We start from the raw sequence: 26,480 nt of genomic DNA on the forward strand, positions 1-26,480 counted from the left end.
GAAAGTCACTTTTCTACGACCAAATCGGTTGGAATGTCATAGCCAGCCAAGTACCCGATAGTGACCTTGAAATGGATTGGACGTGTCGCAGGACGCGGATCGGTGAGATGGGGCGCGATGGCAACGTCGCGTCCCCATCTCCACCGCTAGCCGGTTGGCATTTCCATTGCTGCATACCCACGAGAATTCAAACCACAGGCGAATCATGAAAAAAATCGAAGCCATTATTCGGCATTACAAACTAGAAGACGTCAAAAACGCATTGAGCGCCATCGAAATCCATGGCATGACCGTTACGGAAGTCCGCGGATTTGGACGGCAACGTGGGCACAAGGAGATGTATCGCGGTGCGGAATACACCGTTGATTTCCTGCCCAAAGTCAAACTAGAAGTCGTTGTCATCGACGACGATTGCACCAAAACGGTGGAATCCATTTTGGAGAATGCACGCACAGGAGAAATCGGCGACGGCAAAATCTTTGTCACCGACCTCTCCGAAATCGTACGGATTCGCACAGGCGAAGTCGGCGAAGAAGCCATTTAACCGCCATCCTCACCTTTGGGTTTCCCGGCTGCTGCCGGGAAGCCTGAGGCGGGGATTGGGTTGAGGTGGGGTGCCTTCGGTTTCATTCCGTCAGTTGCCTGGTTATGATGGGCGACTTCGCTGGAACAGGCGAGTTGACGAGAGAGTTTCTGTTGTGGCAAACCCGCGCTGGTGATCGTGCGGCCCGAAACGTCCCCGTTTCGTGCGGCAAGTAAGAATTGGCACGCTGGTTGCACTCTTGCTGAGGCTGCAGCTAAAGCTTACAAAATCTGCGGTAAAACTGGGGAACCCCAGCAGCGCCGCCGAATTGGCATGCATTTCCTGCGCAATTACCGCGCATCTTTGTTGTATTCCGACTGATACATTTTCGGTTTTTTAATCGCTGTCAATTCGCGGTTATTTTCAAAATCGCCGTGAATCACCGGCGAAATTATCGCGGCCTGACGGTGGATTGATTGCGGCCATCGGAGGGCGGCCTACTGTGTGCGCTGGTGACTATTTTTACGATCCGTGAAGAGTTGCGATCTGCGTCCCTGGATATTTTTGGATAACATACTGGAAGAAACACTGAAGGAGAACCAAAGCGATGACCCCCAAAGAGTTCTTTGAATTTGCTAAAGAGCACGGCGCGGAAATGGTGGACCTGAAATTCACCGACCTGCTGGGCACTTGGCAGCACTGCTCTTATCCCGTCGACACCTGGAGTGAGGGAACGTTTGAAGACGGCGTGGGCTTTGACGGCTCATCGATTCGCGGCTGGAAGGCCATTAATCAATCCGACATGCTGGCCATCCCCGATGCCGCAACAGCCAAGTTGGACCCGTTTTTTGCCCGGCCAACCGTGAGCGTCATCGCGAATATTGTCGATCCGATCACCAGAGAAGAATACGCCCGTGATCCGCGGAGCATCGCTCGCAAAGGGATTGACTACCTGAAGCAAACCGGGATCGCCGACACCTGTTTTGTTGGTCCGGAACCTGAATTCTTCATCTTCGACGAAGTCCGTTACGATCAAGCGCAAAACCACGGCTTCTATGAAATCGACTCGGTCGAAGGTGCTTGGAATACCTCGCGGATCGAAGAGCCTAACTTGGGGTACAAGCCGAGTTACAAAGGCGGGTATTTCCCGGTCAGCCCGACCGACAGCTATCACGACCTGCGTGGCGAGATGGTGTATGCGATGCGGGAATTGGGCATTGTTGTGGAAGCCCATCACCACGAAGTGGGAACCGGCGGCCAATGTGAAATCGACATGGAATTCTGCGATCTGCTGAAAATGGCGGACCAGTTCATGTGGTTTAAGTATGTCATCCGCAACGTTGCCAAAAACCATGGCAAGACGGTGACGTTCATGCCCAAACCGGTCTTCGATGACAATGGCTCGGGTATGCATACCCACATGTCGTTGTGGAAAGATGGCCAATCACTCATGGCGGGCGACGGTTACGCCGGCTTGAGCGAAACGGCCTTGCACGCGATTGGCGGCCTGCTGAAACATGGCCGGGCTGTCCTGGCCTTTGCCGCTCCGACGACCAACTCTTACAAGCGGTTGGTGCCGGGCTTCGAAGCTCCGGTGACGTTGGCGATGTCGCAGCGGAACCGCTCGGCAGCCATTCGGATTCCGATGTATTCCTCCAACCCGAAGGCCAAGCGGTTGGAATTCCGCTGTCCCGACCCGACGGCCAACGGATACATCATGTATACCGCTATGATGATGGCCCTGATCGACGGAATCCAAAACAAGATCGATCCGGGCGATCCGCTCGATCGCGACATTTATGGAATGACACCGGAAGAGTTGGCGGAAACCAACAAAACGCCGGCATCGCTTGAAGAGGCCCTGAACTCCTTGGAAGCGGACAGCGAATTCCTCACCAAAGGGGATGTCTTCACAGAAGATCTGATCGAAACCTGGATCAGCTACAAGCGGGAGAACGAAATCGACGAATTCCGCTTGCGTCCTCACCCGCACGAATTCGCGTTGTACTACGACAGTTGATCATCCTTCGTGAGCGATCACGAATTCGAATTACGGTCAGCACAAACTCCCGCCCGGACGAACGTCCGGCGCGGGAGTTTTTTTGATTTGGCGAGTGAGGTTAATTGAACTTATAATTTCAATAGCCAAGAATGCGTTAAGGGGCGTTCGGAAAGTCGCGAAAAACGGATTGAATGTCTCGCGCGGAATGGACGACCTGCACGACATCAATACCAGATTCTGTTGGGCAATACAGAACGACATATTTTTGCACAGGAAACATTCTCAAATTGCAGGCGAGGTCGTCGCGTGCCGTTCCCAAGTGCACATGTGGGGCAAGCAAGATGAATTGCTTTTCGAACTTCTCCATCAATGCATCGGCGGCGCTGGGATTATCGTTTTCTGTGCCGATGTAGTCCCAGATCTGGTCAAGATCCGAACAGGCTTCCGGCGAAATTCGGAACGTGGCCATTAACCATCCTTGTCCATCGAGCGTCGCTGCCGTCCTCTGCTGCGGATGTCATCGAAAAATCCACTCAATGCGGACTCATCTTCAAGCTTGATGGCGTTACCATTCTCCAGGCTTTTCATGCGGGACTGGACTTCAACGCGGAACTCCTCGAAACAGCGATCTTGTTCTCTGAGCAATTGAACAGCCGCCTTGAGGACATCTTCCGAGGACGCGTAACGTCCGGTGGCTAATTCTTCATTGACCAGATCCTGCAGATCGTGCGGCAATTGCAAAGATTCTCCCATATTGTTTTGCCTCCCCGGTAGTTCAAGAGCCGTTCCCGCAATTTCTGGTCCGGTCATTGTAGCAAATCGAATCCATCGTTGGTCAGGCCAATCTGGGTATCGATGGAGTGCCAAGCACCAGACTGTTTGCTATTATGCGGCCATTCCCTGTTTTCGTCCGCCAATTCCCTAGCGTGGATCGCCAAAAATGGCCGCAGCGACTTATAAAGATGCCGGTGTTGACCTGGAGTTGTACCAGCAAGCCATGGCCCGTCTGCCAAAAATGATGCAACGGACGCGGACGCCACGGGTGCTGGATTTGCCGGGGGGATTCGCCGGGCTGTTTGGGCTGAATCGTCCCGGACAACCGTACGAAGACCCGGTGTTGGTCTCCGGGACGGATGGCGTGGGGACCAAAATCAAAGTCGCCATTCAGGCGAAAAAATTCGACACGATCGGCATCGACTTAGTGGCGATGTGCGTGAATGATTGCCTCTGCCTGGGAGCGGAGCCGCTGTTTTTCCTGGATTACCTCGCACTGGGCAAAGATGAACCTGAATTGATTGCCGAGTTGGTCTCCGGGGTGAGCGACGCGTGTGTCGAAACGGGATCGGCGCTACTGGGGGGAGAAACGGCCATTATGCCCGATCTGTATGCCGCCGGGGATTTCGACATGGCGGGCTTTTCGGTCGGGGTTGTGGAACGAAACCGCACGATTGACGGGCAGAGCATCCAGCCGGGCGACGTGATTCTTGGACTTGATTCCAGTGGGTTTCACTCGAACGGCTACAGTTTGATCCGCAAGGTCGTCTTCGAGGGAGCTGGGCTGTCGATCGACGATACGATCCCCGAATTGGGAGCAACTGTCGGCGAGGTGTTGCTGAAACCGACGCGGCTGTACGTCTCGGCGATTCAAGCGGTTTTGAAACAATCGCTCATGGTGCATGGCATGGCACATAATACCGGCGGTGGGTTGCAGGAGAACGTGGCCCGCATTCTTCCCGACGGTTGCCGAGCAGAAATTGACCGGGGCAGTTGGCAGCCGCTGCCGGAATTCGCTTGGCTGCAACAATTGGGAAATATCGACCGGGACGAAATGTTTCGCGTGTTCAACATGGGGATCGGCTATGTGGTGATTGTTCCGCCGGAAAACGTCGCTGCGATCCAGCAGGCGCTGACCGGGCAAGATATGAACAGCCAAGTGATTGGTAAAATCGTCGCCGGTGAGCCGGGTGTGGACTACACAAACTGAGTGGCTGCGTGATTCAGTAGGCCGTCTCAACGGCGGCATTGAGGTTGAGGAAAGACAGCGACATGGCGACACCGCATTACTATCGAGTGCTCCGGATTTTTGCCCGGAATTCGCTCGTGCGCGAGATGCAATTTCGCGGCAATTTTCTCATCACCGTGGTTTCCAACGCGCTGTGGTTTTCCGCTCAATTGATTTTGTTCAACATCATTTACGGCAATGTCAAAGAGATCAACGGTTGGAGTCGCTACGAATTTTTCGCCTTCATGGCGACCGGAATGCTGATCAACAAGTTGATCGAATCGATCTTCATGCCCAACTGCGCGAACTTTAGCGAGCTGATCCGCACGGGCAATTTGGATTTCGCGCTGCTCAAGCCAATCGATACGCAGTTTTTGATTTCGTTTGAAAAGCTCGATTTGGCGCGGTTGACGGACTTGGTATTCGCGTTGTCGCTGTTGGGCTATTCGTTGGCACAACTGGACGCCTTTTCGCGTATCACCGTGATGCAGGTGGTCATGTATCTGCTGTTGATCGGACTAGGCGTGACGTTTTTCTATAGCTTGATGATCACACTAGCCAGCACGAGCATTTGGTTTGGCCGCAATCAGGGGCTGTATGACTTTTGGTTTTACGTCACGATCTTCGCGCGGTATCCCCGCAGCATTTACGATGGCAGTTCGGGATTCGGCTTGGCGCTGCAGAGCGTGTTCTCGTATCTGCTGCCGATCCTGTTGGTGGTCACAGTTCCCGCGCACGTGATTCTGGACAAAACACTCAACCCGTCCTGGCTGACAGCCGTGATGGTATTATCCACGATAGTGGGGCTGTTCGTCTCGCGGGCGGTGTTTCACCGCGCATTAATGAGCTATCGCAGCGCCAGCAGTTGAACTGGCTGCCTCAGGAACAGCTACGGCGCGGGACGTATCGCAGCGAGCGTTTTTTAGAATTTTTCGTCTTCGTCATCATCGTCGATTTCGATGAATTCCGAGTCGTCAAATTCGTCGGCTTCAAATTCGCCGGTGCTCATTTCGAATTCGCTGCTGGCTTCGTCCACTTCGCCGGAGACATCAAATTCACCCGTCATTGCGGTGACGGGAATATCTTCGCTGATCGGCGCCACTTTGGCGGGCTTAGCAACACCACGCTGACGTCCGTGAAAGACAAAGATGCCCACCGGCATTAACGCCAAGGCTGACGAAGCGAGCAATGTCAAACCTACGACGGTCATCATCATCCCGCTGGCTTGTCCGGTGTAATTGAGGAAGGCAATCACCATCAGAGCTGCCACGACGAAGGCCGGAATTGCGGCAACGAGCGAGACTCCCACTAAGGTCATTTTGTTCACGGCTATACCTATCTTCCAAATCCACCTGGGCTGTTAATCAGACCGGGGAGTGCGTGTGGGACTATTGGGGTCCGGTCGAGTGACAATTCTATGATGCGCCATCCCCACCGGGGGGCAAACAACTTCTTTTATCTATCTTAAACCCCCGGATTACCCGATGCAAGAATTGAATCCGTAACTGGGTCAGTAAATAGTTGATCGGGTTTCCCCGGCATCGTGGCGGGCGATTCGGTGTTGCGACCCGACAATGCACATAACCATCAAAACCGGAGGGTATACAAGCTTCCGATGCTTGCCTGCAGGTTGCAGAGGTGCTCTAGAGTCATTTCTCGCCATTTTCTTTGTCAGACGGCGTTAATGCATAAGGTTGCGTACGGTTATTTCGGGAGCAGGCGGGAAAAACCAAGTGATGTGGCGCCACGGGATAGCTGGGGCATCACCGGGTTGCAAGTCGATTCCCACACCGCTATTTTCGATACATTCGTAAACTAGCAGCGCAGAATCGGCAGTGGACGGTTACGGTGATTGGCTCCGGCAAACGGGTGTGGTGATGGCCGAATTGACGCATTTTAACGAGGACGGCGCCAGTCGCATGGTGGACGTCAGCGAAAAACCGGTCACGGCACGGATGGCCCGCGCGGCGGGAACGGTACGGATGCAGTCTGCGACACGGCAACTGATTGTCGATCGCAAGTTGTCCAAAGGAGACGTATTAGAGGTCGCCCGATTGGCGGGAATTATGGCGGCCAAAAAGACGGCCGATTTGATTCCGCTCTGCCATCCACTCGGATTGGATGCGGTGGAAGTGGAATTCGAAACTCCCGGCGACGATTTGGTGCGAATTATCGCGGTCGCACGCGTTCAAGGCCGAACCGGTGTGGAGATGGAAGCGATGACGGCGGTCAGTGTGGCGGCGCTGACGATTTATGATATGTGTAAAGCAGTCGATCGGGGAATGACGATCGGCGAGATTGAATTGCTCGAAAAAGCGGGCGGAAAAAGCGGGCATTACCTGCGAGAATGAATTCACATGCTAAAAATGTCTCCCGGCTCGCCGATTGGCCCACGCCTTTAGACACGCATGGAACAGAAACACTCAAGACGAGGCGGAGTGACATGAAAGACGTAGTCGCAGGATCAACGGGAGCGTCCGGTTTGCTGGGGCAAATCGATGAGCTGTTCGGCGACGATTTGGTACGTGTCGAACAGATCTTTGCCGAAGAGCTCAAGAGTTGGCACCCGTTTGTCAACGACGTGCTCGGGCACATGACCCGCTTCCGCGGCAAGCGGTTGCGGCCGATCTTGCTGCTGCTTTCCGCTAAGGCTTGCGGAACGGTGACGCACGACCATTTGGTGCTCTCCGCTGTGGTGGAAATGATTCATACGGCGACGTTGGTGCATGACGATGTGCTGGACGATGCGGAAATCCGTCGGCACGTTGCGACGATCAATTCCCGCTGGAACAACGAAACTAGCGTGCTGCTGGGGGACTATTTGTTCACCCACGCCTTTCATTTGGCCAGTGGGTTGGAAAGCACCCTCGCCTGCCGGTTGATTGGCCACTCCACGAATCTGGTCTGCGAAGGGGAATTGGCACAGATTCATGAGCGGGGAAACCAGGATCTGACCGAAGCCCAATACCTGGAGATCATCGAAGGTAAGACGGCTGAGTTGTGCGCTGTCTGTTGCCAATTAGGTGCCCATTTCGCCGATGCGGGAGAAGCCACCACGGCGGCGATGCGGGAATACGGCCGCTGCCTGGGCATCGCCTTTCAAATCGCCGATGACCTCTTGGACGTGTTGGGCAACGAGGGTGAAACCGGGAAGTCGCTCGGTTCGGATTTGAAAAAGCAAAAGCTCACGCTGCCGTTGATCCGCCTGCTGGACCAATCGACACCCGAAGATGCCACGGAAATCCGCCGGTTGTTGGCCGATCCGACTGAGGCCAACCGTGACAAGCTGCAAAAGTTCGTCGCCGGCAGCGACGCCATCGAATACGCGTTCGCCCAGGCCAATGAGTTCGCGCAGACCGCGCGTCAACAATTGGCGGAACTGCCTGATTCGGTTTCCAAACGGTTATTGGAAGAGATCACCGAATTCGCCACGCAGCGTAGTTGGTAACGGCAATCGGTCAGGTGAGTTGTGCGCGGGCCTAGTACAAGTCCATGTGTTTTCGGGCCAACTCGCCCACAAAGACGTACTCATACATCTCGCCCCGGTGGGCGTGCAAGCCGACGATGATAGGATAAACGATCCCGGCAACCGCCAATCCTAGGATCACCGGAATGGCGACGATCAATCCAATACCCAACGTAATGAATGCAAGAATTCCGGCCAGCACCCCGATGACAATTAGCGCGAGTTGAAAGTACAGCGATTGCAGGGCGTGAAAGGCCACATAGCGGTTCTTGTCCTTGTAGAGCACAAATAGGATCAATGGCGCGATCACGTTGGCCGGTGCGGCGACCAGGACCAATAATCCGCTGAGATGCGCTAGCAAAGCCCACAGCTTGTCGTCGTCGGTCACGGTCAAAAATTCGACAGGTCCGGAATCTCGGTTTTCCCAGTCGTTGGTTGCCATGGGGTTTCTTCCTCTCAGGTGCTGTTGCCGCAGACATCGCCATGGTTTTCGCCAGTTCGCAGTGTGATCCTGTTAACCGGTACACATTTGGAGAATTCCGCTCTTCGTCACGAGGAGGCGGTTGGCGGCGGCAAAGCGTCTTCTTTATACTGGATGATACGAATGCCACCTGATGGACAAAAAACTGACTGATCCGAGGTGTCATTCGCAAATCGATCAGTTTTCTTAGCTGCGGACGACGAAATCCGTGGATCGTCACGGGAAATCGACAACGGGCGCCATCATGTTTTGTTCGGCTGGCGTAGTAGCCGGCAGTGCGCGTTTGTCCACCGAATTGTCACACGTCAAAACGACCTATCCACCCTGCCCCGCTGGAGTTCACCTTGTTAGCTGGCCCAATTTTTAATCGCGAGGCGATCACGTCGCCGCGACAGCTGAAGCATTACGTCATGCGTGCAGGCTATGTGGCTGGTATGTTTGTACTGATGTATACCACCAGCCAAGCCACATTTGGTTGGCAGTCGGCGCAGACCGTTGGCGAAGTGGCTCGATTTGGCGGATTGTTGTTTCAGATTTTCTCGCTGGTGCAACTAGTGCTGGTTTTGTTTTTTGCCCTGCTGTTTTCTGCCGGAAACGTGGCGCAGGAAAAAGACCGCCAAACGCTGATTCTGCTGTTGATGACCGATCTGAAGAACCGTGAGTTGGTGTTGGGCAAATTGTTCTCCAGCTTGCTGCTGGTGGGCGTGCTGCTGGCTGTGTCGGTGCCTGTGTTTGCGCTGACGTATGCGTTTGGCGGGGTCTCACTAGCACAAATCGGGGCGTCTCTCGCGATTTGCACGGTCACAGCATTGGCTTCGGGGAGTTGGGGGGCGTTGGTCGCCCTGTGGCGCGAGAAAACATTTCAAACATTAGCGGTCAGCGTCCTAGGCACGGTGCTGTTTATCGGTGCCGTCGAAGCCGGCGCGCTCTTCGCCGGACCGGTGGCCGGTTACTGGATCGGCCTGCTCAATCCGTTTCGGGCGATGATGCAGGTTCTCAATCCATTGGGACCCTCGGGCGAGGTGTTTCCCGTGGCCAATATTTTGGCGCTGCTGGGATTGGCGATCGTGTTGAATGGGGTCGCGATTCTGCGTTTGCGGGTCTGGAACCCCTCGCGGAATTTGTTTGTGGCTCCCAAGGAAGATGACATTGATACATCAACCGGTAAGGGCAAAGTCCGCACAGTCTGGACGAATCCGGTGATCTGGCGCGAGATGAGGACGAAGGCCTACGGCCGCAAAATCTTTGCGATCAAAGCAGCCTATCTGGCGATCTTTGCGGCGGCGATGGCGTTTATTGTCGCCAATCCAGTTTCTGACGGAACGTTGGTGCTGGGCATGATTTCCATGAGCGGCTTTGCATTCGTGGTGATTGGATTACTCGGCTTATTATTGATCAACGCGCAAGCCGTGACATCGCTGACGACCGAGCGGGATTTGAAAACGCTGGAGTTGCTGTTGGTCACCAACATTACGGCGAAGGAATTCATCTACGGAAAACTGGGCGGGATTTTTTACAACACCAAGGAAATCATCCTGCCCCCGTTGATCATGGCTGTGTACTTTGCCGCGACCGGCGTGCTTTCGATAGAGAACGTTACGTATCTGATCCTGGGATTCCTCTGCTTGGCGGCATTTTCGGCTATGCTGGGTTTGCATGCGGGGATCACGTACGACAGTTCGCGGACGGCGATTGCCAATAGTTTGGGGACGATGTTCTTTCTGTTTTTGGGCATCTTCATTTGCCTGATGTTGATCATCGAATCACGCTCCTCCTTCCTGCTGCAGTTGCCCAGTTTCCTGGTGTTCATCTTAGGGGGCAGCCTCGGGTTGTGGGGTTCACTGACGTACAAAAACCCCTCACCGGCGCTCACTATGGCGGCGCTTTCGTTGCCATTTTTAACGTTCTATGCCATCACCGGGTTCTTACTGGACAACACCTTGGGCGTGTTGATCGCTGTGGCGGTGACGTATGGATTCACAACGATGGCCATGCTCGTCCCGGCGGTCAGCGAATTCGACGTCGCATTAGGGCGATCGTCTACGGATAGTTAGTTGGAGCAGCGCACTATGAAAAAGGTGCCGGCGCACTAAGGTTTTGTTGAGTATTCGTGTATAAACAATCGGCGGCAACGACGCGCTGTCGCTGTGCGATACGAAACGAAGGCCTCAACACCGAAACGACAATGAGCAGCTTTCTGGATGCTACTGAAATTTGGCTTCCCGGCACGCTCGCCATGGCGGCGCTGACGGTCGCATCCGGTTTTTTCTCGGCCAGCGAGACCGCACTGTTTTATCTCTCGCGTGATGAACTGCGCGCGTTTCACGTCGGCAAGCCCCGCGAGCGGATGGCTGCCGCACTGCTGCGGAACCCGGACCGACTGTTGACGGCCATTCTGTTCTGGAATCTCGTGACCAATCTGACGTACTTCACTGTCAGTATTCTGGTCACGCGCAAATTGGAAACCGAGGGGCACACCGCTGCGGGCGGGCTGTTTGGTTTTGGCAGCCTCGTCGCCATCATTGTCTTCGGTGAGGTCCTACCGAAAAGTTTGGCGATCGCGATTCGCAAGTCGTTGTCGTCCTGGGTCAGTTTTCCATTGGCTGCGGCGGTGCGGGTACTTGATCCGGTCGCCCCCCTGTTGAGGTCGGTCACGATCTTAGTCCGTCGGACGCTGTGGCCCAAATTCACAGCAGAGCCCTATTTAGATACCGACGACTTAGAGCGAGCCGTGGAGACGACCGAGATGAGTGAAGATCTCATTCGGCAGGAACGGCAACTGTTGCACAATCTGCTGGACTTGTCGGAGATCCCCACCGAAGAAGTGATGCGTCCCCGTGGCAGTTATTTGACATTTGAACCGCCGGTCGCTTTGTCCGATTTGGGTGGAAAAATCCCGCCGAGTGGTTATGTGCTGTTGATCGAGCCGGGAGGCGAATCGATAGAGGGCGCGGTTCCGATTTTGAATTTTTCGGCGCTGCCCAAAAAGAACCTGGAACAAAGCGCCGAAGAGGTGGTGGTCGTTCCGTGGTGCGCGTCATTGGCGGTGACGCTGCAATTGCTGCGCTCGCAGTATTGCAATGTGGCAGAGGTGACCAACGAGTACGGAGCGACGATCGGCATCGTGACCTACGAGGACATTCTCGACACCATGCTCCGCGCACAACCCAGCCGCGCTAAACGGTTGTTACGCCGGGAACCGGTTGTGGAGATCGAACCGGGACGATACCGCGTCGATGGGATTACAACGTTGCGGTATCTCTGCGCGCGGCTCGATTTGGATTTTGAGCCGTCGGACGAGGGAACGCATACTGTCGCGGGACTGTTGAACGATGAATTGGAACGGGTCCCCGAAACGGGCGACAGTTGCCATTGGCGCGGTTACCGCTTCACCGTGACCGACGTTTATCGCCCGGGCAATTTCTCCGCCGAAGTCTGCCGCGATGAGCCGCCATTAGAATCAAGTCCGTGATTCGCCGGAGCGCACTTGGCAGCTTACGGGAAAGGCCCTACCGCGTGTTGGGCTTGCCGAGTTGTTCGGCGATCCATTGTTTGAGGACATCGCCGGCCGGAGTGGAATTGTCCGCTGGGCGTTTCACGAACGGCAAGTCCTGGGCGCGGATGAGTTGTTGCACCAACCGGGCACGGGTGCGTTGTTCCGGACTGCTGGGCTCACTGGCGAGCGCCGGATCGATGGCAATCACATCCCAGGTACGCAGGCCGAAACTGAGTGCGTAATTCAAGATCCAACTGTAGGTACGGACGTATTGTTCCCGCGACGATGAGGTGGTTTCGATCGGAACGGCGATCACGACCAAGTCGGGCGCCATTTTGCGGACGGTTTTGGCTTGTTCCTCGATATCGCTGAGTGACTTTCCGGCGGTTTCCCATGTAGTGACTTTGATGTCCGCGTTGGGATAAATGCGGCGGATGGCGACTTTGATTTGCGCATCGAAAGGGGGCATAGCCAGGATATGGATCGGCTGTTTTTTCTGCAGCTTGCCACGTGTCCAGGGAATGGGAGGCGTCGAAACGGGAATATCCTTGAGCAGAATGCGGCGGCCGAGGATGGCTTGCACGATTTCTTCGGCGATCAGTTTGTGTCCGTCCAAGTTGGGGTGAATTTCGTCGCTCATTAAAGTCGCCCACGCGAATTCGTCGCGCGAGCGGAGTGACTGATACGCTGCATAACAATCGGCGACTTCGACTTGCTGGGCCTGCGCGACCTGGTGGACGGCGGCGACGTATTTTTCCAACTTTGCTTCCGGGCGGGACTTGGTGTCGTAGACCGAATTCGGCGTGCACAACAAGACCTCGGCGCCGGCGGCGCGGCACATTTCGATGATCTTGGTGAGGTTGTCGCGGTATTCATTGAGCGGCACGCGGGTCATGTCGTTGAGCCCGAACATCACCGTTACCAGATCGGGTTTGTGGGCGAGGACGTCGGTTTCGATGCGGGCCAACGCATCGCGCGTGGTGTGTCCGCTGATACCGGCGTTGATGGCTTGGACGGTCGCGCGAGGTTTAGTTTTTTCGAGAGCGAGCTGCACAAACTTCGTATACGCCCGCCGACCACCGGTGTGGTAATAGATCCCCGTTACACTGTCGCCGAAACAAACAACCTTGACGGTCCGGTCGCGTTCGCCAAGCGACTGCTTAAACTGCGGAAAGTGTTCCTCTGCCACAGCGGTCGAAGCGATTGCGGAAACGGCCAAGCCGGCGCAGAGCAAGAAACAATATTTGGAGTCAGCGAAGCGAATCATGGGAGTGGACCTCAGGCGGGGAAATCACACGTCCCGTCGGTTGTTGTGCGGGACGATCCATGTGATTCGTGCGGAATCACATGCTCCACGATACCGCAATCTGGAGCCCTCCGCCCCCTCATCCGCAAATTTTCCGGGAAAAAGCGGGGCGCCGAAGCATCACGCAGCGCGTCGCAGTTGAGGTGCGACGGGAGCGGCGTTTGTGGCGCGGGCGACTTTTTCGTCCAATTGTTCCATGACCTGTTGCACGCGTTGGCGGTAGGTTTCGATACCGTCGCGGTCCAATCCGGGCGGAACGACCACCGGGGGGGCAACGAAGGCCTCGACCGTGCTGAATGGTTTGGGGACGACGAGATCCGTCCAACTTCCGCGGACGACCCACGCATTTTTGCTGGAGAACGCCCAACAGACGATGGGGTTTCCCGATTGCGAGGCTAAATAGATGATGCCTTCTTTCACCGCGCGCCGCGGTCCGCGGGGACCGTCGGGAGTGATTGTGATGTGCCAACTTTCGGTCGCTGTTAACAACTCTTTGAGTGCGCGCGTGCCTCCCTTGCTGCTCGATCCTCGGATGGCACGGATGTGGAAGCGTTTCATGGTCAGGGCCAAGATGCCGCCATCCTGATGCCGGCTGACAAGTCCGGCCATGTTCTTGATCGTGCAAATCCCGACCGGCATGGCGATCGACTCATGCCACAAGCAATGCAAATAAAAGCGGTCACACTCCGCATTCCGCGGGTCGGTTTCAGGAAGATCGTTGTGGCACCGCACCGTCACCGTGCGGAAGAGCGCTTTAATGATCAGTGCCGACACCCAGGCGCCGAGCCTCATTAAATACGGATTTCGAATTTTCATCGTGTCGTTCCCAATCCTGCTTTGGGGATTTCGCCGCATCTCCGGTGGTCTTGGGAAGCCTCGGGAGATATCATCAGATTGATAAAAAAACGGAGTGTCTTAATCGATCGGGCGTTGATCGCCAATAGGAGATATGTAGAACCCGTTCCTAAACCTAGTGAGGCTTGTTCTGGAAACTTGCAGAGCAGTCCCAGAAAGACGCGCCGGTGGGTTTGAACAACTGGGAGAGAAAGCGGATCCGATTTTGACCTCCTGCAGTCCGTCCTACTCCCCAAGCGGTGCTTGTTTGTTACAATGAGAATTGGAAAATTCGATCGTAGGCCCCTCTGCCAGGAATGATGCCTGCGAAAACAAGACGACAAGTCGCTTCAAGACGCGTGACGTGGGTATTGAAACAGGGAAATCGGGAGATTTGAGATAATGGCCAAGGGATGCTTGCTGTTCGTCGGAGTCTGTTGTTTTTGCGTCGTATTCGCCGGATGCGGCAAGCCGGGTGACGAGAACAACGATGTCACGGTCAATCCGCCTACCGACCCGGTCGATGTGCCGGTCGAGGGAAAAACGGACGAACCGGCTGCAGAAGACAAAGCGGCCGCGCCGGCGGGCGATATTGAGCTGACAGCGGTAAGCTGGGAGCAGATTCAGGCGATCATTGCGGAGAACAAAGGCAAGGTTGTCGTCCTGGATGCGTGGTCGACCTCGTGCGGACCGTGCATGAAAGAGTTTCCGAATCTGGTCGCCCTGCACAATAATTACGCCGATGGGGACGTGGTTTGCCTTTCCATGAGCGTGGATTACGACGGGATTCCGGGTAAGCCGCCGGAATATTATCGTGAACGGGTGCTCAAATTTTTGACGAAGATGAATTCGACGTTGCAAAACTATCAACTCAATCAAGAAGCGACCGAATGGTTCGACTCTGTTGAATTGGGCGCGATTCCGGCGGTCTTTGTGTATGGCCGCGACGGCGAATTGAAAAAACGTTTTGACAATGACAGCATCACTAAATCGGATGAGGCGTTTACCTACGAACAAGTCAATCAACTGGTCGAGGAATTGCTCGCACAATAATAGTGGTGCTCGGGCCGCTCTCACGCAGCGGCACTAGCGGACTTGCCGTCCGGCTGTGATGGCCACTGGACGGCAGACGCGTGCGTTCCGTTACCATCGCCACCGAGAGGGCCGCATCGTGTTCAGTCCGCGCATTCCTAAAAAGACGCTGTCCAATATCAGTCGCTCCCTCAGTACGATGTTGCGGTCGGGGGTCGATCTGATTCGCGCGGTGGATATCGTCGCCAAAAAAAGCGGCAACGCCGCGTGCCGCCGCCGGTTGGGCGAGGTCGCTGACGATTTGCGTAGCGGCGACGATCTGACCGGGGCTCTCAAACAACAGGGGGGATATTTCCCGGTGTTGTTTGTGGATATGATTCATGTCGCCGAGAGTACCGGCAATATGCCGGAAGTGCTCAAGGAGCTGGCGGATCACTACGAAAAAAACCTCCGCCTGCGCCGCGAGTTTATGGGCTGGGTGGCCTGGCCGTTGTTCCAGTTGTTCGCGGCAATTTTTGTAGTGGCGTTGTTGATCTTGGTGCTGGGAATGATTGGGAGTCCCGATCCCGTTTCCGGCAAGCCCCTCGACCCTCTTGGTTTTGGCCTCTCCGGTGCAAGCGGAGCCTTGACGTGGTTGGGATATGCATTTGGATCCATGTTTGCGCTTGTCTTTCTCTACCAGTTACTGACACGTGGCTTGGGACAACAGCGAGGGCTGCATCGATTATTTTTGAGGATTCCCGTCCTCGGAAAGTGCCTGCAATCATTTGCCACCGCCCGGTTTTCTTGGGGATTTTATCTCACGCAAGATGCCGGTATGCCCATCGGCCCCTCGTTGGAGGCGAGCTTCAAAGCCACAGGCAATCAGGCATTCGCTAGCGCCGCACCGGCGGTGATTGGTGATGTGATGGCGGGAGATGATCTGGGCCGCGCGCTCGAGAATACCGAACTCTTTACCGACGAATACATTCATATCGTCCAGGTGGCTGAGGCATCCGGAACCGTACCAGAGGAATTACATCGACTCAGTCCGGAACTTGAGGATCAAGCGAGGCGAGCAATGAAGAAAATGGCCGCGACGGCCGGCATCGCAGTCTGGATGTCGGTGGCGGCATTGATTATTTTTCTGATCCTGCGCATCGTTTTGTGGTACACAGGGATGCTCAATGAATTAGCTGAGGGCATTTAATATCGCTGTGTGCTCCCCAACTTGCGGAGCTCAGGGCTAATATGGCAAGGCGAGGTACGTCTTGATTGGTTGCGACGTGGTCGCTTTTTGTCGTCTTTTATAAAGCGGATACATGTCGCAGCATTTTCAATTTCACTTGGACCATACCGACGAATCGACCTCCGCGCGTGCCGGGCGGTGGAGTACGCCGCATGGCGTCGTCAACACGCCCGCGTTTATGCCGGTGGGGACGTTGGCGACTGTAAAGGGGCTGACGGTCGATCAACTGCGTGAGGCCGGGGCGCAGATGGTGTTGTCGAATACCTATCATCTCGCGCTGCGGCCAGGGGCAGATGTGGTGGCCGAGATGGGGGGCCTGCATGGTTTCATGCAGTGGGACGGGCCGATCCTTACCGATAGCGGCGGGTTTCAGGTCTTCAGTTTGGCAAAATTGGCCAAACTCGACGATGATGGGGTCGCTTTCCGGTCGCATATTGACGGCAGTTTGTTGGAATTGACGCCGCAACGGGCGATTGACATCCAAGAAAAGCTGGGGGCCGACTGTATTATGTGCCTCGACGAATGCCCGCCGCACGATGTGCCCCGCGAGCGAATGTTAGAGGCCGTGACGCGAACCACGCGGTGGGCGGCGCGGTGTCGTGAGGCTCAAACCCGCGATGACCAAGCGTTGTTTGGAATCGTGCAAGGAGGGACCGACCTGGGGCTGCGCGAGGAATCGGCTGCGGGGCTGTTGCCGCTGGATTTTCCCGGATATGCGGTGGGGGGGCTGAGTGTGGGGGAGTCGCCGCGGGAAATGTACCAAACGCTCGATGGCACGGTTCCGTTGCTGCCGACGGACCGCCCGCGGTACCTGATGGGAGTGGGGACGCCCAGAGATCTGCTCGAAGCGGTGTTGCGCGGCGTTGATCTATTTGACTGCGTGATGCCGACCCGCAACGGCCGCAATGCGATGGCGTTTACGAGTGCCGGGCCTGTGAAAATGCGGAATTTGAAGCATCAGCGTGATCCTGGACCGCTCGACCCGGCCTGTGACTGTCCGGTCTGCACGCGCTACAGCCGCGCATATTTGCGGCATTTGTTCATCGCGCGGGAGATGTTGGGGCCGATCTTGTTATCTTGGCACAACATCGCCTTTTACCAACGGTTGCTGCGGGATCTGCGTGTGGCGATCGCTGAAAACCGGGCCAAAGAGTTTCGTCATGTTCATCTTGCCGCCTGGGGCCAATGATTCTAAGATGCCGCCCAAATTGGCGGTGCCGCTCCGGAATCGCGAGTTTTGGGCAATTGCCGTGGGGCGTCCGTGCCACAGCGTTGCTTTTCCCGCGAAAAGACTCTAAAACCGGGCGTTCTATCCGTTATAGCGGGTAGAAGTTGCGTAAATCGCCGCGGCAAGTGTGTGGCGAACTGTTCACGTGACCACATGTTGGAACCGTCACTTCGCACTTGCGGAGACCGGTTTGGGCGCATCGCATGACGCGCGCTATGATCGCCCCGATGCGAGACGCGGACGGGCAGTCTTTGACACCAGGATGTTTTGCAGGCCTCGGCGGAAGTGAATAACGATGATTTATTGGATGACAACAGCGGCGTTTTTTGCCCAGAAGGCGGAAGACGCACCAGCTGCGGATGCTGAACAGCAAAACCCGTACTGGTGGTTGCCGTTGGTCGCGATTGGCGTGCTGTTTTATTTCATGATGATTCGCCCGCAAAAGCGGGAACAGTCGAAGCGGCAATCGCTGCTCGATTCGCTGAAGAAGAACGATAAAGTGGTCACGATTGGCGGGATCATCGGCACGATTGCCGCAATTTCGCCCGACAGTGACGAAGTGACCGTTAAGGTCGACGAAAATACACGCATGCGGTTTCGCCGTTCGAGCATCCAACAGGTGGTCACGGCGGAAACCGAAGCAGAGAAAAGTTGAGCGGCTGAAACGCGGCGACCGGTTGAAATTGTTTGCACCGGCGTCTGTTTGATGACACTGTTTGAATCACGGATCAAGCTCCGGGACGTTAATTCATGTATCTACTTTTTGCCGCCGAAGAAGTCACCACCGGCGCCACAACCGGCGACAGCGCGATGATGCAGTTCGCGAAGATCGTGTTGGTTTTGTTTCTGTGCTTCGGCCTCCCGTTTATTCTGGGACACCTGATTGCCAGTGCGCTGAAACTGCGGGATCTGGCCAGTAAGATCGGCTGGATTCTGTGTGCGATCACGCTCGCTTGCAGCCCATTTTTGTATCAGATCTACGCGGGAAACAGCCCGTGGTCTGCGCTCAAACCGGGTATCGACTTAGCGGGCGGCTCCAACTTGGTGTATGCCCTGGACGTCGAAGCTGCAAAGAAGAGCAAGGTCGATGTCTCTGGGGATTTGATGAGTAAGATGGTTGGCGCGATAATCAAGCGGATCAATCCCGATGGCACCAAAGACGTAGTTGTACGTCAAGTCGGAGCTGACCGGGTGGAGGTCATCATCCCCGGCGCCGACAAGCAAACGGTTGAAGACTACAAGTACAAGATGACCAAACTGGGAAGTTTGGAATTCGCGATTGTGGCCACACCCCGCAATCCAAAGCATCAGACGATCATTAACAAAGCGCAAAGTTCGCCTTCGGCCATCGTGCGAAACCGCGAAGGCAAGGTGATTGCACGCTGGCATCCGATCAAACCGCTTCCGAACGGCGAACCCGACCCAAGTTATTCCAGTGCCGTGACTCGGCAAATCGTAGGGAAACCGGATGGCTTTGAGGAACTGTTGGTCGTCGTCGATGAAGACGAATCCAAGCACGTCACGGGCCAATATCTCCGCAGTGCTTCGCCGGAATTGGGTGAAGACGGCAGTCCGGCGGTGGGCTTTTTGTTCAACAGCGACGGAGCTCGACTCTTTCGGCGGTTGACGCGGGAATACAAACCGTTAGAGGATGGATTCCAGTATCAGTTGTCGATTCTCCTGGATGATTTAGTGCAATCCGCGCCGGCGATTATTACCGAAATCGGCGCGCGGGGTACTATTACGGGGAATTTCACGCAAGAAGAAGTGCAAAACCTGGTCAACGTGCTCAACGCGGGGGCATTGCCCGTTCCGCTGGAAAAAGCTCCGATCCAAGAATACACGATCGGTGCGTTGCTGGGAGAAGCGACGATTCAACAAGGCAAGACCGCCTTAATGTTGGCATCGTTTGCTGTGTTGATTTTCATGTTAGGGTTTTACGGTCGCTATGCGGGCGTGATTGCCGATTTGGCCTTACTGATCAATATGGTGCTGATCGTCGGCACGATGGCCTTCATCAAGGCGTCGTTCACCTTGCCCGGTTTGGCCGGTTTGGTATTAACCATCGGTATGGCGGTCGATGCCAACGTTTTGATCTTTGAGCGGATTCGTGAGGAATTGGGGCGCGGCTCCAGTTTGCGGATGGCGATTCACAATGGTTTTTCGCGTGCGTTTACCACGATCGTCGACGCCAACGTCACGACATTGATCACAGCTGTGATTCTATATTTCATCGGTACCGATCAGGTGAAGGGCTTCGCTGTCACGCTGTTTATCGGGATCGTGATGAGCATGTTCGCCGCCCTGTATATTGGCCGGTTGTTCTTCGACATCCTGGAACGCAAACGCTGGATGACGGAATTGAAAATGCGGCGAGTCATCGGCGCGACCCATTGGAATTTCATTAACAAGCGGTATATTGCCGCGGTGGTTTCACTGGTATTGATCGCCATCGGTATGGTGGCCTTTTGGAGTCGGGGCGAAGAGAATTACGACATCGATTTCCGCGGCGGAACGATGGTCAGTTTCCGCTTTACGGAGAAACACAACTACCAGGACACGAAGAACCAGTTGGGGGAGATGTTCTTAGCCAAGTTCAACGAGAGCGGCATCACATTGGAGTCATTGCCGGGCGCGGACGGTGAGGACGAAGGCCTTGCCTTCAAAGTACGTTCCACAGCAACGAACCTGCCGAATGTCGGTGAAAAAGAGGTGGAACAGGCGATCAATGAAGCATTCCCTGGTCAGTTAACGCGCGACAAAATGGATTTTGGAACGATCGAACCGGTAGTAGCTGAAGTTGTTGAGACAGAGACTGAAGAAACGCCTGCTGAAGAAAACGCGAATCAACCGGAGCGTCACGCGGTGGTGTTATCATTCAGCAGCGACAACGAATCATTTAATGGCTTGACCTTTGATACCATTACCCGCAAATTGAGCGAACAACTGGTCGATGAAGAGGGCAATCCTAAGTTCACTGACGAAGCCTCGTTGTTTGCCTACGACGTGGTGAAGGGATTTGAGCCGATAGGGTCCGAGAATGAAGTACAACGCTTTGAAAAGATCAAATTGATCGCCGATAGCGCATTATCACAGGCCGACCTGGACGATGCATTGAAAAAAGTACAGTCGGATATGGCGGAAAACCCCGCGTTTTCAGGCGTGCAACGCTTTGAAGGCCGCGTTGCTTCCGACGCCAAGTTCAACGCACTATACGCCATCGGTGCCAGCCTGATCGCGGTCATCGCCTATATTTGGATTCGCTTCCAACGCATCACCTTCGGGTTCGCCGCTGTGGCAGCGTTGGTGCACGACGTGTTGTGCGTAGTCGGCCTGGTCGCCTTGGCATCGTACATCAACAGCATCGTCCCAGGGATATTGGGCTTTGAAGACTTTAAAATCAATCTGCCAATGATCGCCGCGTTGTTGACGATCGTAGGCTATTCACTCAACGACACGATCGTGGTCTTCGACCGTATCCGTGAAGTCCGCGGCAAAAACCCGTCACTCGACGAAACGATGGTGAATACCAGTTTGAATCAAACGCTCGCGCGGACTTTACTCACCTCGCTAACAACGTTGATCGTGGTCATCATTCTGTATGCCGTCGGTGGCGAAGGGATTCACGGCTTCGCCTTCTGTTTGGTTGTCGGCGTGATCGTGGGTACCTATAGCTCGATATTCGTCGCCAGTCCGGTCTTGTTGTTCCTAATGAAATGGTCGGAAAAGCGTAAGGCAACGACGTAGGGAAAGAGTGGCGAGTGGCCAGAGAGTGCTGGGTGCGTTGTGGTGCACCATTCGCTGCAAAGACTTTTGCTGGCCGCGGCTTCTGCGATTGGCAGGGCCGTTGGAGGAAAAAGCCTCACGCAAAGCCGCAAAGCTTGCAAAGAATTATGCGGCGTCAATTTGCTGGGCATTGGATCGCGTCGAATCGGCCGAAACCATTCTCTTTCAAAAATGATTTCCCGACCACGCAGGCATCATTCTTGAATCGGTCGGCCCCGGTACCTTCTTAGCGCCCTTAGCGCCTTTGCGTGAGGCTTCTTTTTCCTACGCTTGGAAGTTGATCCTGCCCCCGTGCACAACACGCGTGTTAAGCGGGCCAGCATTGGGTACCGCCGTCGACGCGGAGTACCTGACCGGAGACGAAGTCTCCCAACGGTCCGGCGAAAAACTCGACCACGCGGGCGACTTCATCGACCAGCGCGATTCGCTCTAATGTTCCCTCGGTGACCAAGCGGTTTTCGTCGACCTCGCGGGTGCCTAAAAACCGTCCCGTCCGCGTGTCGCCCGGGGCAATGCTGTTGACGGTGATGTTGTGCGGACGCAATTGAACCGCCAGACAGCGGGTATATTCAACTTGGGCCGCTTTGGCAGTCGCATAAATCGCGCCGCTGTCGGATCCGCGAAAGGCGGCGATGGAACTGATATTCACTATCCGCCCACTTTTGCGGGGGATCATGAGCTTCGAAACCTGTTGGTTGATCAAAATCGTGGACAACAAATTGCGATCGATGACCGAACGGACATCGATGCTTTTGATTTCAACGGCGTCATTGGGATTGGGTTTGCCGCCGGCAGCAGCGATATCCCCGCCGGCGTTGTGCACGAGAATATCAATCGTCCCCAGCTGTTGCGATACGGTTTCGACGACACGAGCGACATCGGCTTCTTGGGTCAAATCGCCCAACACGGACAGCGACCGCACGCCATGTGTCTCCCCGACGGCGGCTGCGGTATCGGTCAGCGTGGTCCCCTCGCCATATTCCGCCGGACCATGTTCGCGCATGCCGTGAATACCGACAGCACAACCCAGAGAGGCGAGTTGCTCGGCGAACGCACGGCCTAAGCCACGTCCGCCACCGGTGATTAACGCAGTTTGTCCGTGGAGCAGTTTGGGGGAAGGATCGGGCATTAAAGTTTATTTTCGTTATCGTGACCCCACGCCCAAACCATGGCTGTGGGGAAGGTAAAACATGGAACAAAAACACGAGGCGGACGTGAGCCGTCGGTTATTTTCCTTTACGGACGTCGGGAACAGTGCGGATATTTTTGTGATCGATGCCATCCAGCATCAAGTTTGAGATCACCGGGCCATCGTCTTTCATCGTGACCCACACCACATGATCGAAGCGGCCTTGGTCCTTGCCGCTGAGATTCGAACCGCCACCAGTGGTGGCCAACATGTAATAATCACGTCCTCGACGAACCGATTTCGCATAATTGTGTTTGTGTCCGGAAAACACCGTATAGGGTCGATCGCCCAATGCGTCTTCGATCGGCGCCCAACCGCTGGCCTCTAAATCGGCATTGACGTAGGTCCATGTCGGCTTATGCAACAGCACGATGGTCCAGCGGGCATCTTTGTTTTCAGCAAGCACCGCTTGAGCCCACTCTTGTTGGTCCTGGCTGAAGTGAAATGATCCCTTGCGCGGCGGGTCTTCGCTATTGAGGCAGAGAAACAGTACGTCGTGGTAGCGAAAACTATAATAGGACCGGCCGAATTTGCGATTCCATTCCTCGAACATCGGCATGTTGCTGATGTCGTGGTTGCCGGGCAAGTAAAAGAACGGCATGTCTAACCGCTCCACATTGCTTTGAAATTCCGACCACTCCAGTGCCCACCGTCCGGGATCCTCTGTACCTCCCTCGATCAAGTCACCGACGGAAACCACAAATTCAGGCTGCAGCAGATTCAACTTGTCGATTGCCCCTCTAAAGACTCCCGGACGATGCCCGCCGGTCCGGTCTGTGACGATCGCAAATTGAAAGTTCTTGGGGTCGTTGTTCAATTGCAGATCGGTCCACGGGTTCTTGGCCTCGACGGCGATTTGCAATTCGGGTTCTGCGGACTCCTGCGCCGGTTGCGTGGCACCGGTCGCCGAATAGAGCGCTGCCAAGCCCAAAATTAACAATGCGGCGCTGCTGGTAACGAGAGATTTCATTCTGGGAGGATCCTTAGCTGGGGAGTAGGCTCGAGGCTTGAGGGGACAGGCGTGAGGGTTGGAGGTTGGAGATCAATAAAAAATGGGGAGGCCGCGCGCTGGACCTAGTATTGACTTTACCGGTTGGCCAGACGGGTTTCAATTGTGGGCTGAATGTGGGTGAAGGAAACGTGAACGTCCGCCCGCTGAAATCGTCAGCCTGTTTTCAATTAACGTGTTAAACATGCACCTGCATCCGTCGCTCTTGCCGTGGCAATTTTCACCCAGGATGGAAAAATCATTTCCGCAAAAACCCCACCATAGTCGGGCGCAGTCGCGATCATTGCAGTCAGACGGTCTTTCTTAAAACCTAAGCGCCGTTGACAGATTTCGGCGGTTGCGATACACACGTGCGTTCACTCTCTCTCATACCCCCCTTCAGTATTTCGTCACCGTCACATGACTCGGCAGGAGGCCGCGCATGAATGTGGTTTGGTTGGCCTACCGATTGTCCGTACTTTCGGCCATCTCAATTCTCAGCGGCTGCTACTCGCCCGGCCGCGGATTGCAGTCCCCCTTGGCAGCACTTGAGAATTCGCTGGTCTTCGCTCCGATTCCGTATCCTGATGGGGATTGGACACCCGAAGGACTAGGCGTCGAAGATGTATGGTTTGAATCGGCCGACGGAACGAGTTTGCATGGCTGGTACCTGCCGCATCCCGAGCCGCGGGCTGTGGTGTTGTATGCGCATGGCAACGCTGGCAACCTCAGCCACCGCGCTGCGACGATTCGTGAATTGCATGATGCGCACGATCTGTCGGTGATGATTTTCGACTATCGCGGCTACGGTCGTAGCGAAGGAGTTCCCAACGAAGCGGGAATTCTACAAGACGCTCGCGCCGCCCGGGACTTACTCGCCCAGCGCGAAGGAATCGCGCCTGAAGAGATCGTGTTGATGGGTCGATCACTGGGAGGCGGCGTCGCCGTCGACCTGGCTGCTGAGGATGGAGCGCGGGGGCTGATTCTGGTCAGCACGTTCACCTCGCTGCCCGACGTCGGTGCCCGCTCGTTTCCCGTGCTGCCGGTGCGATCCCTGATGCGCAATCGCTTAGATTCGCAGTCAAAAATCGGGAATTACGAAGGCCCGTTGCTGCAATGTCACGGCGACGCCGACCGGGTGGTTCCCTACGAGATTGGGTGCAACCTGTTCGAGGCAGCCAACCACCCCAAACAATTCGTCTCAATCCCCGGCGGAAACCACAACGATGCGTTACCTGCGGAGTTTCGCCGCGAACTGGATGGTTTTATTGCGCGATTGCCGGAGTGAGGGAATCACGCCTTAGCTCACGATGCGATTGCCAACAGCTAGCAGCGATGTCGATCAGAACTCAGTCGGCAGAATGCGTTTGTGTGCGAAGGTGGTCTTGCCCGCACCGCTATGGCCGATAAGAACGGCAAGGGAGAGTTTGGGTTACGGATTGCAATTGCGAAAAGGGGTTCACTATCGCTTACTGCAAGCCAATCAGTCGTGCTGTCGCTTGGGCGGTAAGGTTACCCTTGAGACCAAGTGCCCGCTCGATCAATGCCGATCTCTCGGGTGCACCTTTTGGCAATGCACTAGCAAGAGAACACAATAATCGGCTTTCTAAATCAGGCTCGGATGTAAGCTTTAGACCTGCCCGGTAACAATCGATGGCGTTGTTCGTATTGCCACTTCGGCTGAGAAGATCGCCGCGAATCAAGTGAAATGCAGCAAACTCGGGATAGGTGTCTATTGCTTTCTTGGCGATGGCCAAAGCCTCCTTTGGATTTAATCCGCCATCATCCAAAGCACGCAACAATTGGAATTCCTCGACTGTGACGGTTCCTTGATCAAGCGCTTCCGCAAGCCAGATGTCACTTCGACAGCGAAACCAACCCGGTGCCAGTTGTTCGACTTCCTCGAATGTATTCTTGGCTTGCGCAAACGCCCATAATTCCAACAAACACATCCCACTTTGATACAACGGATCAGGGTTATACGGATCGACCTCGGAAGCTTGTTGGTATTTCTCCAATGCATCAGCAAGTTGCCCATTTGTTGCAAGTTCATTTCCCTGTTGCACGATTGTGGAAGCCATTTGTAATGCCATTCGGTTTCGCACAAACTGAAAACCAAACCGACCTTCTTTAATGCTGGTGATTTCATCCATTTCATAGGTGTTGCCATCATGCACGCAAACGATGCGGCACAACGGTTCACCCTCTTGAAGCAATTGGATTCGTTTCTCGATCTCGTTGGTGTCATGTCCCAACTGTGATTGGAGTTTGAGCAGTTTTTCGGCGGTTGAGACTGCTTGTTTTGAATCTCCCAAATATCGATGAGCTTCCAACAAATAATTGAGGTAGCTCAATTCACCTTCAATATCATCGGAATTTTTGCAACGCGCGAGGGCAGCCTCGAAAGGCTCAACAGCCTCCAGCACTTTGCCGGAGTGAAACAGGAGTTCCCCCAAACGCCCCAACATGAAGGTTTCATATTGACGGGCGGCAGGTCCACCTAAGCTTTCTGCACGTTCAAGATTTGATTTCGCTTCGGTTATCAATTCGTCATATTCTAACCGCTCCATTCGTTCAGGAAGCTGATCCAGCCACTGATTCCACTGGAGAATCGGATTGTCCTCAGAGGTACCACACAGCTTCTCCCATAACTCAGGTGTCTGGCAATGTGTCGCAAGGCATTGGGCCACCTCACTTATTGCTTGTACGTAGTTGTTAATCGAAGCAGGGTCACTTGCCAGCTCTTCGGGGATCTTGCAGAGTGCGTCTACGTTGGCAACGACTTGATCCTTGTACAATTGACACCATTTTTGTCGCCTTCGTTTCGATTCGGATGCCACAGTAATGAGCCGAGCGCGCAATTCGTCCAGCGAAAGCGTTTCAACCTGCTTTTTTCGAAATGGCCAAAATGTCATCGCG

23 protein-coding genes are annotated in these 26,480 nt (G+C 54.9%); 14 read left to right on the forward strand and 9 right to left on the reverse strand.

Annotated features, from left to right (window positions below; genetic code table 11):
* The first annotated feature begins 205 nt into the window (after window positions 1-205).
* Both CA54_RS07720 and glnA read left to right on the forward strand, forming a co-directional pair.
* Window positions 206-544: a P-II family nitrogen regulator gene (locus CA54_RS07720; protein ID WP_146370226.1), complete on the forward strand. Its 339-nt coding sequence runs from the start codon at window positions 206-208 to the stop codon at window positions 542-544.
* Between the two features lie 586 nt (window positions 545-1,130).
* A complete protein-coding gene (gene glnA, locus CA54_RS07725; RefSeq protein ID WP_146370227.1) occupies window positions 1,131-2,543 on the forward strand; it encodes a type I glutamate--ammonia ligase in 1,413 nt (470 codons plus the stop codon).
* Between the two features lie 136 nt (window positions 2,544-2,679).
* Here glnA and CA54_RS07730 read toward each other — a convergent pair whose 3' ends face one another.
* Both CA54_RS07730 and CA54_RS07735 read right to left on the reverse strand, forming a co-directional pair.
* Window positions 2,680-2,994 carry a type II toxin-antitoxin system RelE/ParE family toxin gene (locus tag CA54_RS07730; RefSeq protein WP_146370228.1) on the reverse strand — a complete coding sequence of 105 codons (315 nt, stop codon included), beginning with the start codon at window positions 2,992-2,994 and terminating at the stop codon, window positions 2,680-2,682.
* Window positions 2,994-3,278 (reverse strand): ribbon-helix-helix domain-containing protein, encoded by a 285-nt coding sequence (locus CA54_RS07735; RefSeq protein ID WP_197532280.1) that lies wholly within the window; start codon window positions 3,276-3,278, stop codon window positions 2,994-2,996. Before CA54_RS07735 ends, CA54_RS07730 begins: the two co-directional genes overlap by 1 nt.
* Window positions 3,279-3,465: 187 nt before the next feature.
* Here CA54_RS07735 and purM point away from each other — a divergent pair, with 187 nt between their 5' ends.
* Complete coding sequence (gene purM / locus CA54_RS07740) at window positions 3,466-4,509, forward strand: phosphoribosylformylglycinamidine cyclo-ligase (RefSeq protein WP_146370230.1); 1,044 nt, start codon at window positions 3,466-3,468, stop codon at window positions 4,507-4,509.
* 62 nt (window positions 4,510-4,571) lie between these two features.
* Complete coding sequence (locus CA54_RS07745; RefSeq protein ID WP_146370231.1) at window positions 4,572-5,396, forward strand: ABC transporter permease; 825 nt, start codon at window positions 4,572-4,574, stop codon at window positions 5,394-5,396.
* A 53-nt stretch (window positions 5,397-5,449) separates the two neighbouring features.
* Here the strand turns inward: CA54_RS07745 and CA54_RS07750 are convergent, their stop codons facing one another.
* A complete protein-coding gene (locus tag CA54_RS07750) occupies window positions 5,450-5,854 on the reverse strand; it encodes a hypothetical protein (RefSeq protein ID WP_146370232.1) in 405 nt (134 codons plus the stop codon).
* A 550-nt stretch (window positions 5,855-6,404) separates the two neighbouring features.
* On the opposite strand from CA54_RS07750, the gene moaC reads away from it, so the two are divergent.
* Both moaC and CA54_RS07760 read left to right on the forward strand, forming a co-directional pair.
* Entirely contained in the window at window positions 6,405-6,878 is a 474-nt protein-coding gene (gene moaC / locus CA54_RS07755) for a cyclic pyranopterin monophosphate synthase MoaC (protein ID WP_146372316.1), read from the forward strand.
* Between the two features lie 92 nt (window positions 6,879-6,970).
* Entirely contained in the window at window positions 6,971-7,975 is a 1,005-nt protein-coding gene (locus CA54_RS07760) for a polyprenyl synthetase family protein (RefSeq protein WP_146370233.1), read from the forward strand.
* Window positions 7,976-8,006: 31 nt separating this feature from the next.
* On the opposite strand, the gene CA54_RS07765 is transcribed toward CA54_RS07760, so the two are convergent.
* Complete coding sequence (locus CA54_RS07765; protein ID WP_146370234.1) at window positions 8,007-8,435, reverse strand: DUF4870 domain-containing protein; 429 nt, start codon at window positions 8,433-8,435, stop codon at window positions 8,007-8,009.
* A 383-nt stretch (window positions 8,436-8,818) separates the two neighbouring features.
* Between CA54_RS07765 and CA54_RS07770 the strand changes: the two genes are divergently transcribed.
* Both CA54_RS07770 and CA54_RS07775 read left to right on the forward strand, forming a co-directional pair.
* On the forward strand, window positions 8,819-10,528 hold the full coding sequence (locus CA54_RS07770; RefSeq protein ID WP_146370235.1) for an ABC transporter permease subunit: 1,710 nt from the start codon (window positions 8,819-8,821) through the stop codon (window positions 10,526-10,528).
* Between the two features lie 131 nt (window positions 10,529-10,659).
* The gene (locus tag CA54_RS07775; RefSeq protein WP_146370236.1) at window positions 10,660-11,946 is read left to right on the forward strand and encodes a CNNM domain-containing protein; all 1,287 of its coding nucleotides are present in this window, start codon (window positions 10,660-10,662) and stop codon (window positions 11,944-11,946) included.
* A 37-nt stretch (window positions 11,947-11,983) separates the two neighbouring features.
* Here the strand turns inward: CA54_RS07775 and CA54_RS07780 are convergent, their stop codons facing one another.
* Complete coding sequence (locus tag CA54_RS07780) at window positions 11,984-13,237, reverse strand: SGNH/GDSL hydrolase family protein (protein WP_146370237.1); 1,254 nt, start codon at window positions 13,235-13,237, stop codon at window positions 11,984-11,986.
* 159 nt (window positions 13,238-13,396) lie between these two features.
* Entirely contained in the window at window positions 13,397-14,092 is a 696-nt protein-coding gene (locus CA54_RS07785) for a lysophospholipid acyltransferase family protein (protein WP_197532281.1), read from the reverse strand.
* A 420-nt stretch (window positions 14,093-14,512) separates the two neighbouring features.
* Between CA54_RS07785 and CA54_RS07790 the strand changes: the two genes are divergently transcribed.
* The 5 genes from CA54_RS07790 (at window position 14,513) to secD (ending at window position 21,345) form a co-directional block, all read left to right on the forward strand.
* Entirely contained in the window at window positions 14,513-15,163 is a 651-nt protein-coding gene (locus CA54_RS07790) for a TlpA family protein disulfide reductase (RefSeq protein ID WP_146370239.1), read from the forward strand.
* A gap of 118 nt (window positions 15,164-15,281) precedes the next feature.
* Window positions 15,282-16,331, forward strand: a complete 1,050-nt coding sequence (locus tag CA54_RS07795; RefSeq protein WP_231962998.1) for a type II secretion system F family protein — start codon at window positions 15,282-15,284, stop codon at window positions 16,329-16,331.
* 112 nt (window positions 16,332-16,443) lie between these two features.
* Window positions 16,444-17,559 (forward strand): tRNA guanosine(34) transglycosylase Tgt, encoded by a 1,116-nt coding sequence (tgt, locus tag CA54_RS07800; protein ID WP_146370241.1) that lies wholly within the window; start codon window positions 16,444-16,446, stop codon window positions 17,557-17,559.
* A 334-nt stretch (window positions 17,560-17,893) separates the two neighbouring features.
* On the forward strand, window positions 17,894-18,253 hold the full coding sequence (gene yajC / locus CA54_RS07805; RefSeq protein ID WP_197532282.1) for a preprotein translocase subunit YajC: 360 nt from the start codon (window positions 17,894-17,896) through the stop codon (window positions 18,251-18,253).
* A gap of 95 nt (window positions 18,254-18,348) precedes the next feature.
* On the forward strand, window positions 18,349-21,345 hold the full coding sequence (gene secD / locus CA54_RS07810) for a protein translocase subunit SecD (RefSeq protein ID WP_146370242.1): 2,997 nt from the start codon (window positions 18,349-18,351) through the stop codon (window positions 21,343-21,345).
* Window positions 21,346-21,691: 346 nt separating this feature from the next.
* On the opposite strand, the gene CA54_RS07815 is transcribed toward secD, so the two are convergent.
* The gene (locus CA54_RS07815) at window positions 21,692-22,513 is read right to left on the reverse strand and encodes an SDR family NAD(P)-dependent oxidoreductase (protein WP_146370243.1); all 822 of its coding nucleotides are present in this window, start codon (window positions 22,511-22,513) and stop codon (window positions 21,692-21,694) included.
* A gap of 97 nt (window positions 22,514-22,610) precedes the next feature.
* Complete coding sequence (locus CA54_RS07820; RefSeq protein ID WP_146370244.1) at window positions 22,611-23,543, reverse strand: metallophosphoesterase family protein; 933 nt, start codon at window positions 23,541-23,543, stop codon at window positions 22,611-22,613.
* 460 nt (window positions 23,544-24,003) lie between these two features.
* On the opposite strand from CA54_RS07820, the gene CA54_RS07825 reads away from it, so the two are divergent.
* Window positions 24,004-24,849: an alpha/beta hydrolase gene (locus CA54_RS07825; protein ID WP_146370245.1), complete on the forward strand. Its 846-nt coding sequence runs from the start codon at window positions 24,004-24,006 to the stop codon at window positions 24,847-24,849.
* A gap of 181 nt (window positions 24,850-25,030) precedes the next feature.
* Here the strand turns inward: CA54_RS07825 and CA54_RS07830 are convergent, their stop codons facing one another.
* On the reverse strand, window positions 25,031-26,476 hold the full coding sequence (locus tag CA54_RS07830; protein WP_146370246.1) for a tetratricopeptide repeat protein: 1,446 nt from the start codon (window positions 26,474-26,476) through the stop codon (window positions 25,031-25,033).
* Between the last annotated feature and the right edge of the window lie 4 nt (window positions 26,477-26,480).

Origin of the sequence: Symmachiella macrocystis (assembly GCF_007860075.1) — a bacterium.
GTDB classification, from domain to species: Bacteria; Planctomycetota; Planctomycetia; order Planctomycetales; family Planctomycetaceae; genus Symmachiella; species Symmachiella macrocystis.

Coding starts and splice junctions, on each gene's coding strand:
- CA54_RS07720 (WP_146370226.1), top strand. CDS start 206: ATGAAAAAAATCGAAGCCATTATTCGGCATTACAAACTAGAAGACGTC.
- glnA (WP_146370227.1), top strand. CDS start 1,131: ATGACCCCCAAAGAGTTCTTTGAATTTGCTAAAGAGCACGGCGCGGAA.
- CA54_RS07730 (WP_146370228.1), bottom strand. CDS start 2,994: ATGGCCACGTTCCGAATTTCGCCGGAAGCCTGTTCGGATCTTGACCAG.
- CA54_RS07735 (WP_197532280.1), bottom strand. CDS start 3,278: ATGGGAGAATCTTTGCAATTGCCGCACGATCTGCAGGATCTGGTCAAT.
- purM (WP_146370230.1), top strand. CDS start 3,466: ATGGCCGCAGCGACTTATAAAGATGCCGGTGTTGACCTGGAGTTGTAC.
- CA54_RS07745 (WP_146370231.1), top strand. CDS start 4,572: ATGGCGACACCGCATTACTATCGAGTGCTCCGGATTTTTGCCCGGAAT.
- moaC (WP_146372316.1), top strand. CDS start 6,405: ATGGCCGAATTGACGCATTTTAACGAGGACGGCGCCAGTCGCATGGTG.
- CA54_RS07760 (WP_146370233.1), top strand. CDS start 6,971: ATGAAAGACGTAGTCGCAGGATCAACGGGAGCGTCCGGTTTGCTGGGG.
- CA54_RS07765 (WP_146370234.1), bottom strand. CDS start 8,435: ATGGCAACCAACGACTGGGAAAACCGAGATTCCGGACCTGTCGAATTT.
- CA54_RS07775 (WP_146370236.1), top strand. CDS start 10,660: ATGAGCAGCTTTCTGGATGCTACTGAAATTTGGCTTCCCGGCACGCTC.
- CA54_RS07780 (WP_146370237.1), bottom strand. CDS start 13,237: ATGATTCGCTTCGCTGACTCCAAATATTGTTTCTTGCTCTGCGCCGGC.
- CA54_RS07785 (WP_197532281.1), bottom strand. CDS start 14,092: ATGAAAATTCGAAATCCGTATTTAATGAGGCTCGGCGCCTGGGTGTCG.
- CA54_RS07790 (WP_146370239.1), top strand. CDS start 14,513: ATGGCCAAGGGATGCTTGCTGTTCGTCGGAGTCTGTTGTTTTTGCGTC.
- tgt (WP_146370241.1), top strand. CDS start 16,444: ATGTCGCAGCATTTTCAATTTCACTTGGACCATACCGACGAATCGACC.
- yajC (WP_197532282.1), top strand. CDS start 17,894: ATGATTTATTGGATGACAACAGCGGCGTTTTTTGCCCAGAAGGCGGAA.
- secD (WP_146370242.1), top strand. CDS start 18,349: ATGTATCTACTTTTTGCCGCCGAAGAAGTCACCACCGGCGCCACAACC.
- CA54_RS07815 (WP_146370243.1), bottom strand. CDS start 22,513: ATGCCCGATCCTTCCCCCAAACTGCTCCACGGACAAACTGCGTTAATC.
- CA54_RS07820 (WP_146370244.1), bottom strand. CDS start 23,543: ATGAAATCTCTCGTTACCAGCAGCGCCGCATTGTTAATTTTGGGCTTG.
- CA54_RS07825 (WP_146370245.1), top strand. CDS start 24,004: ATGAATGTGGTTTGGTTGGCCTACCGATTGTCCGTACTTTCGGCCATC.
- CA54_RS07830 (WP_146370246.1), bottom strand. CDS start 26,476: ATGACATTTTGGCCATTTCGAAAAAAGCAGGTTGAAACGCTTTCGCTG.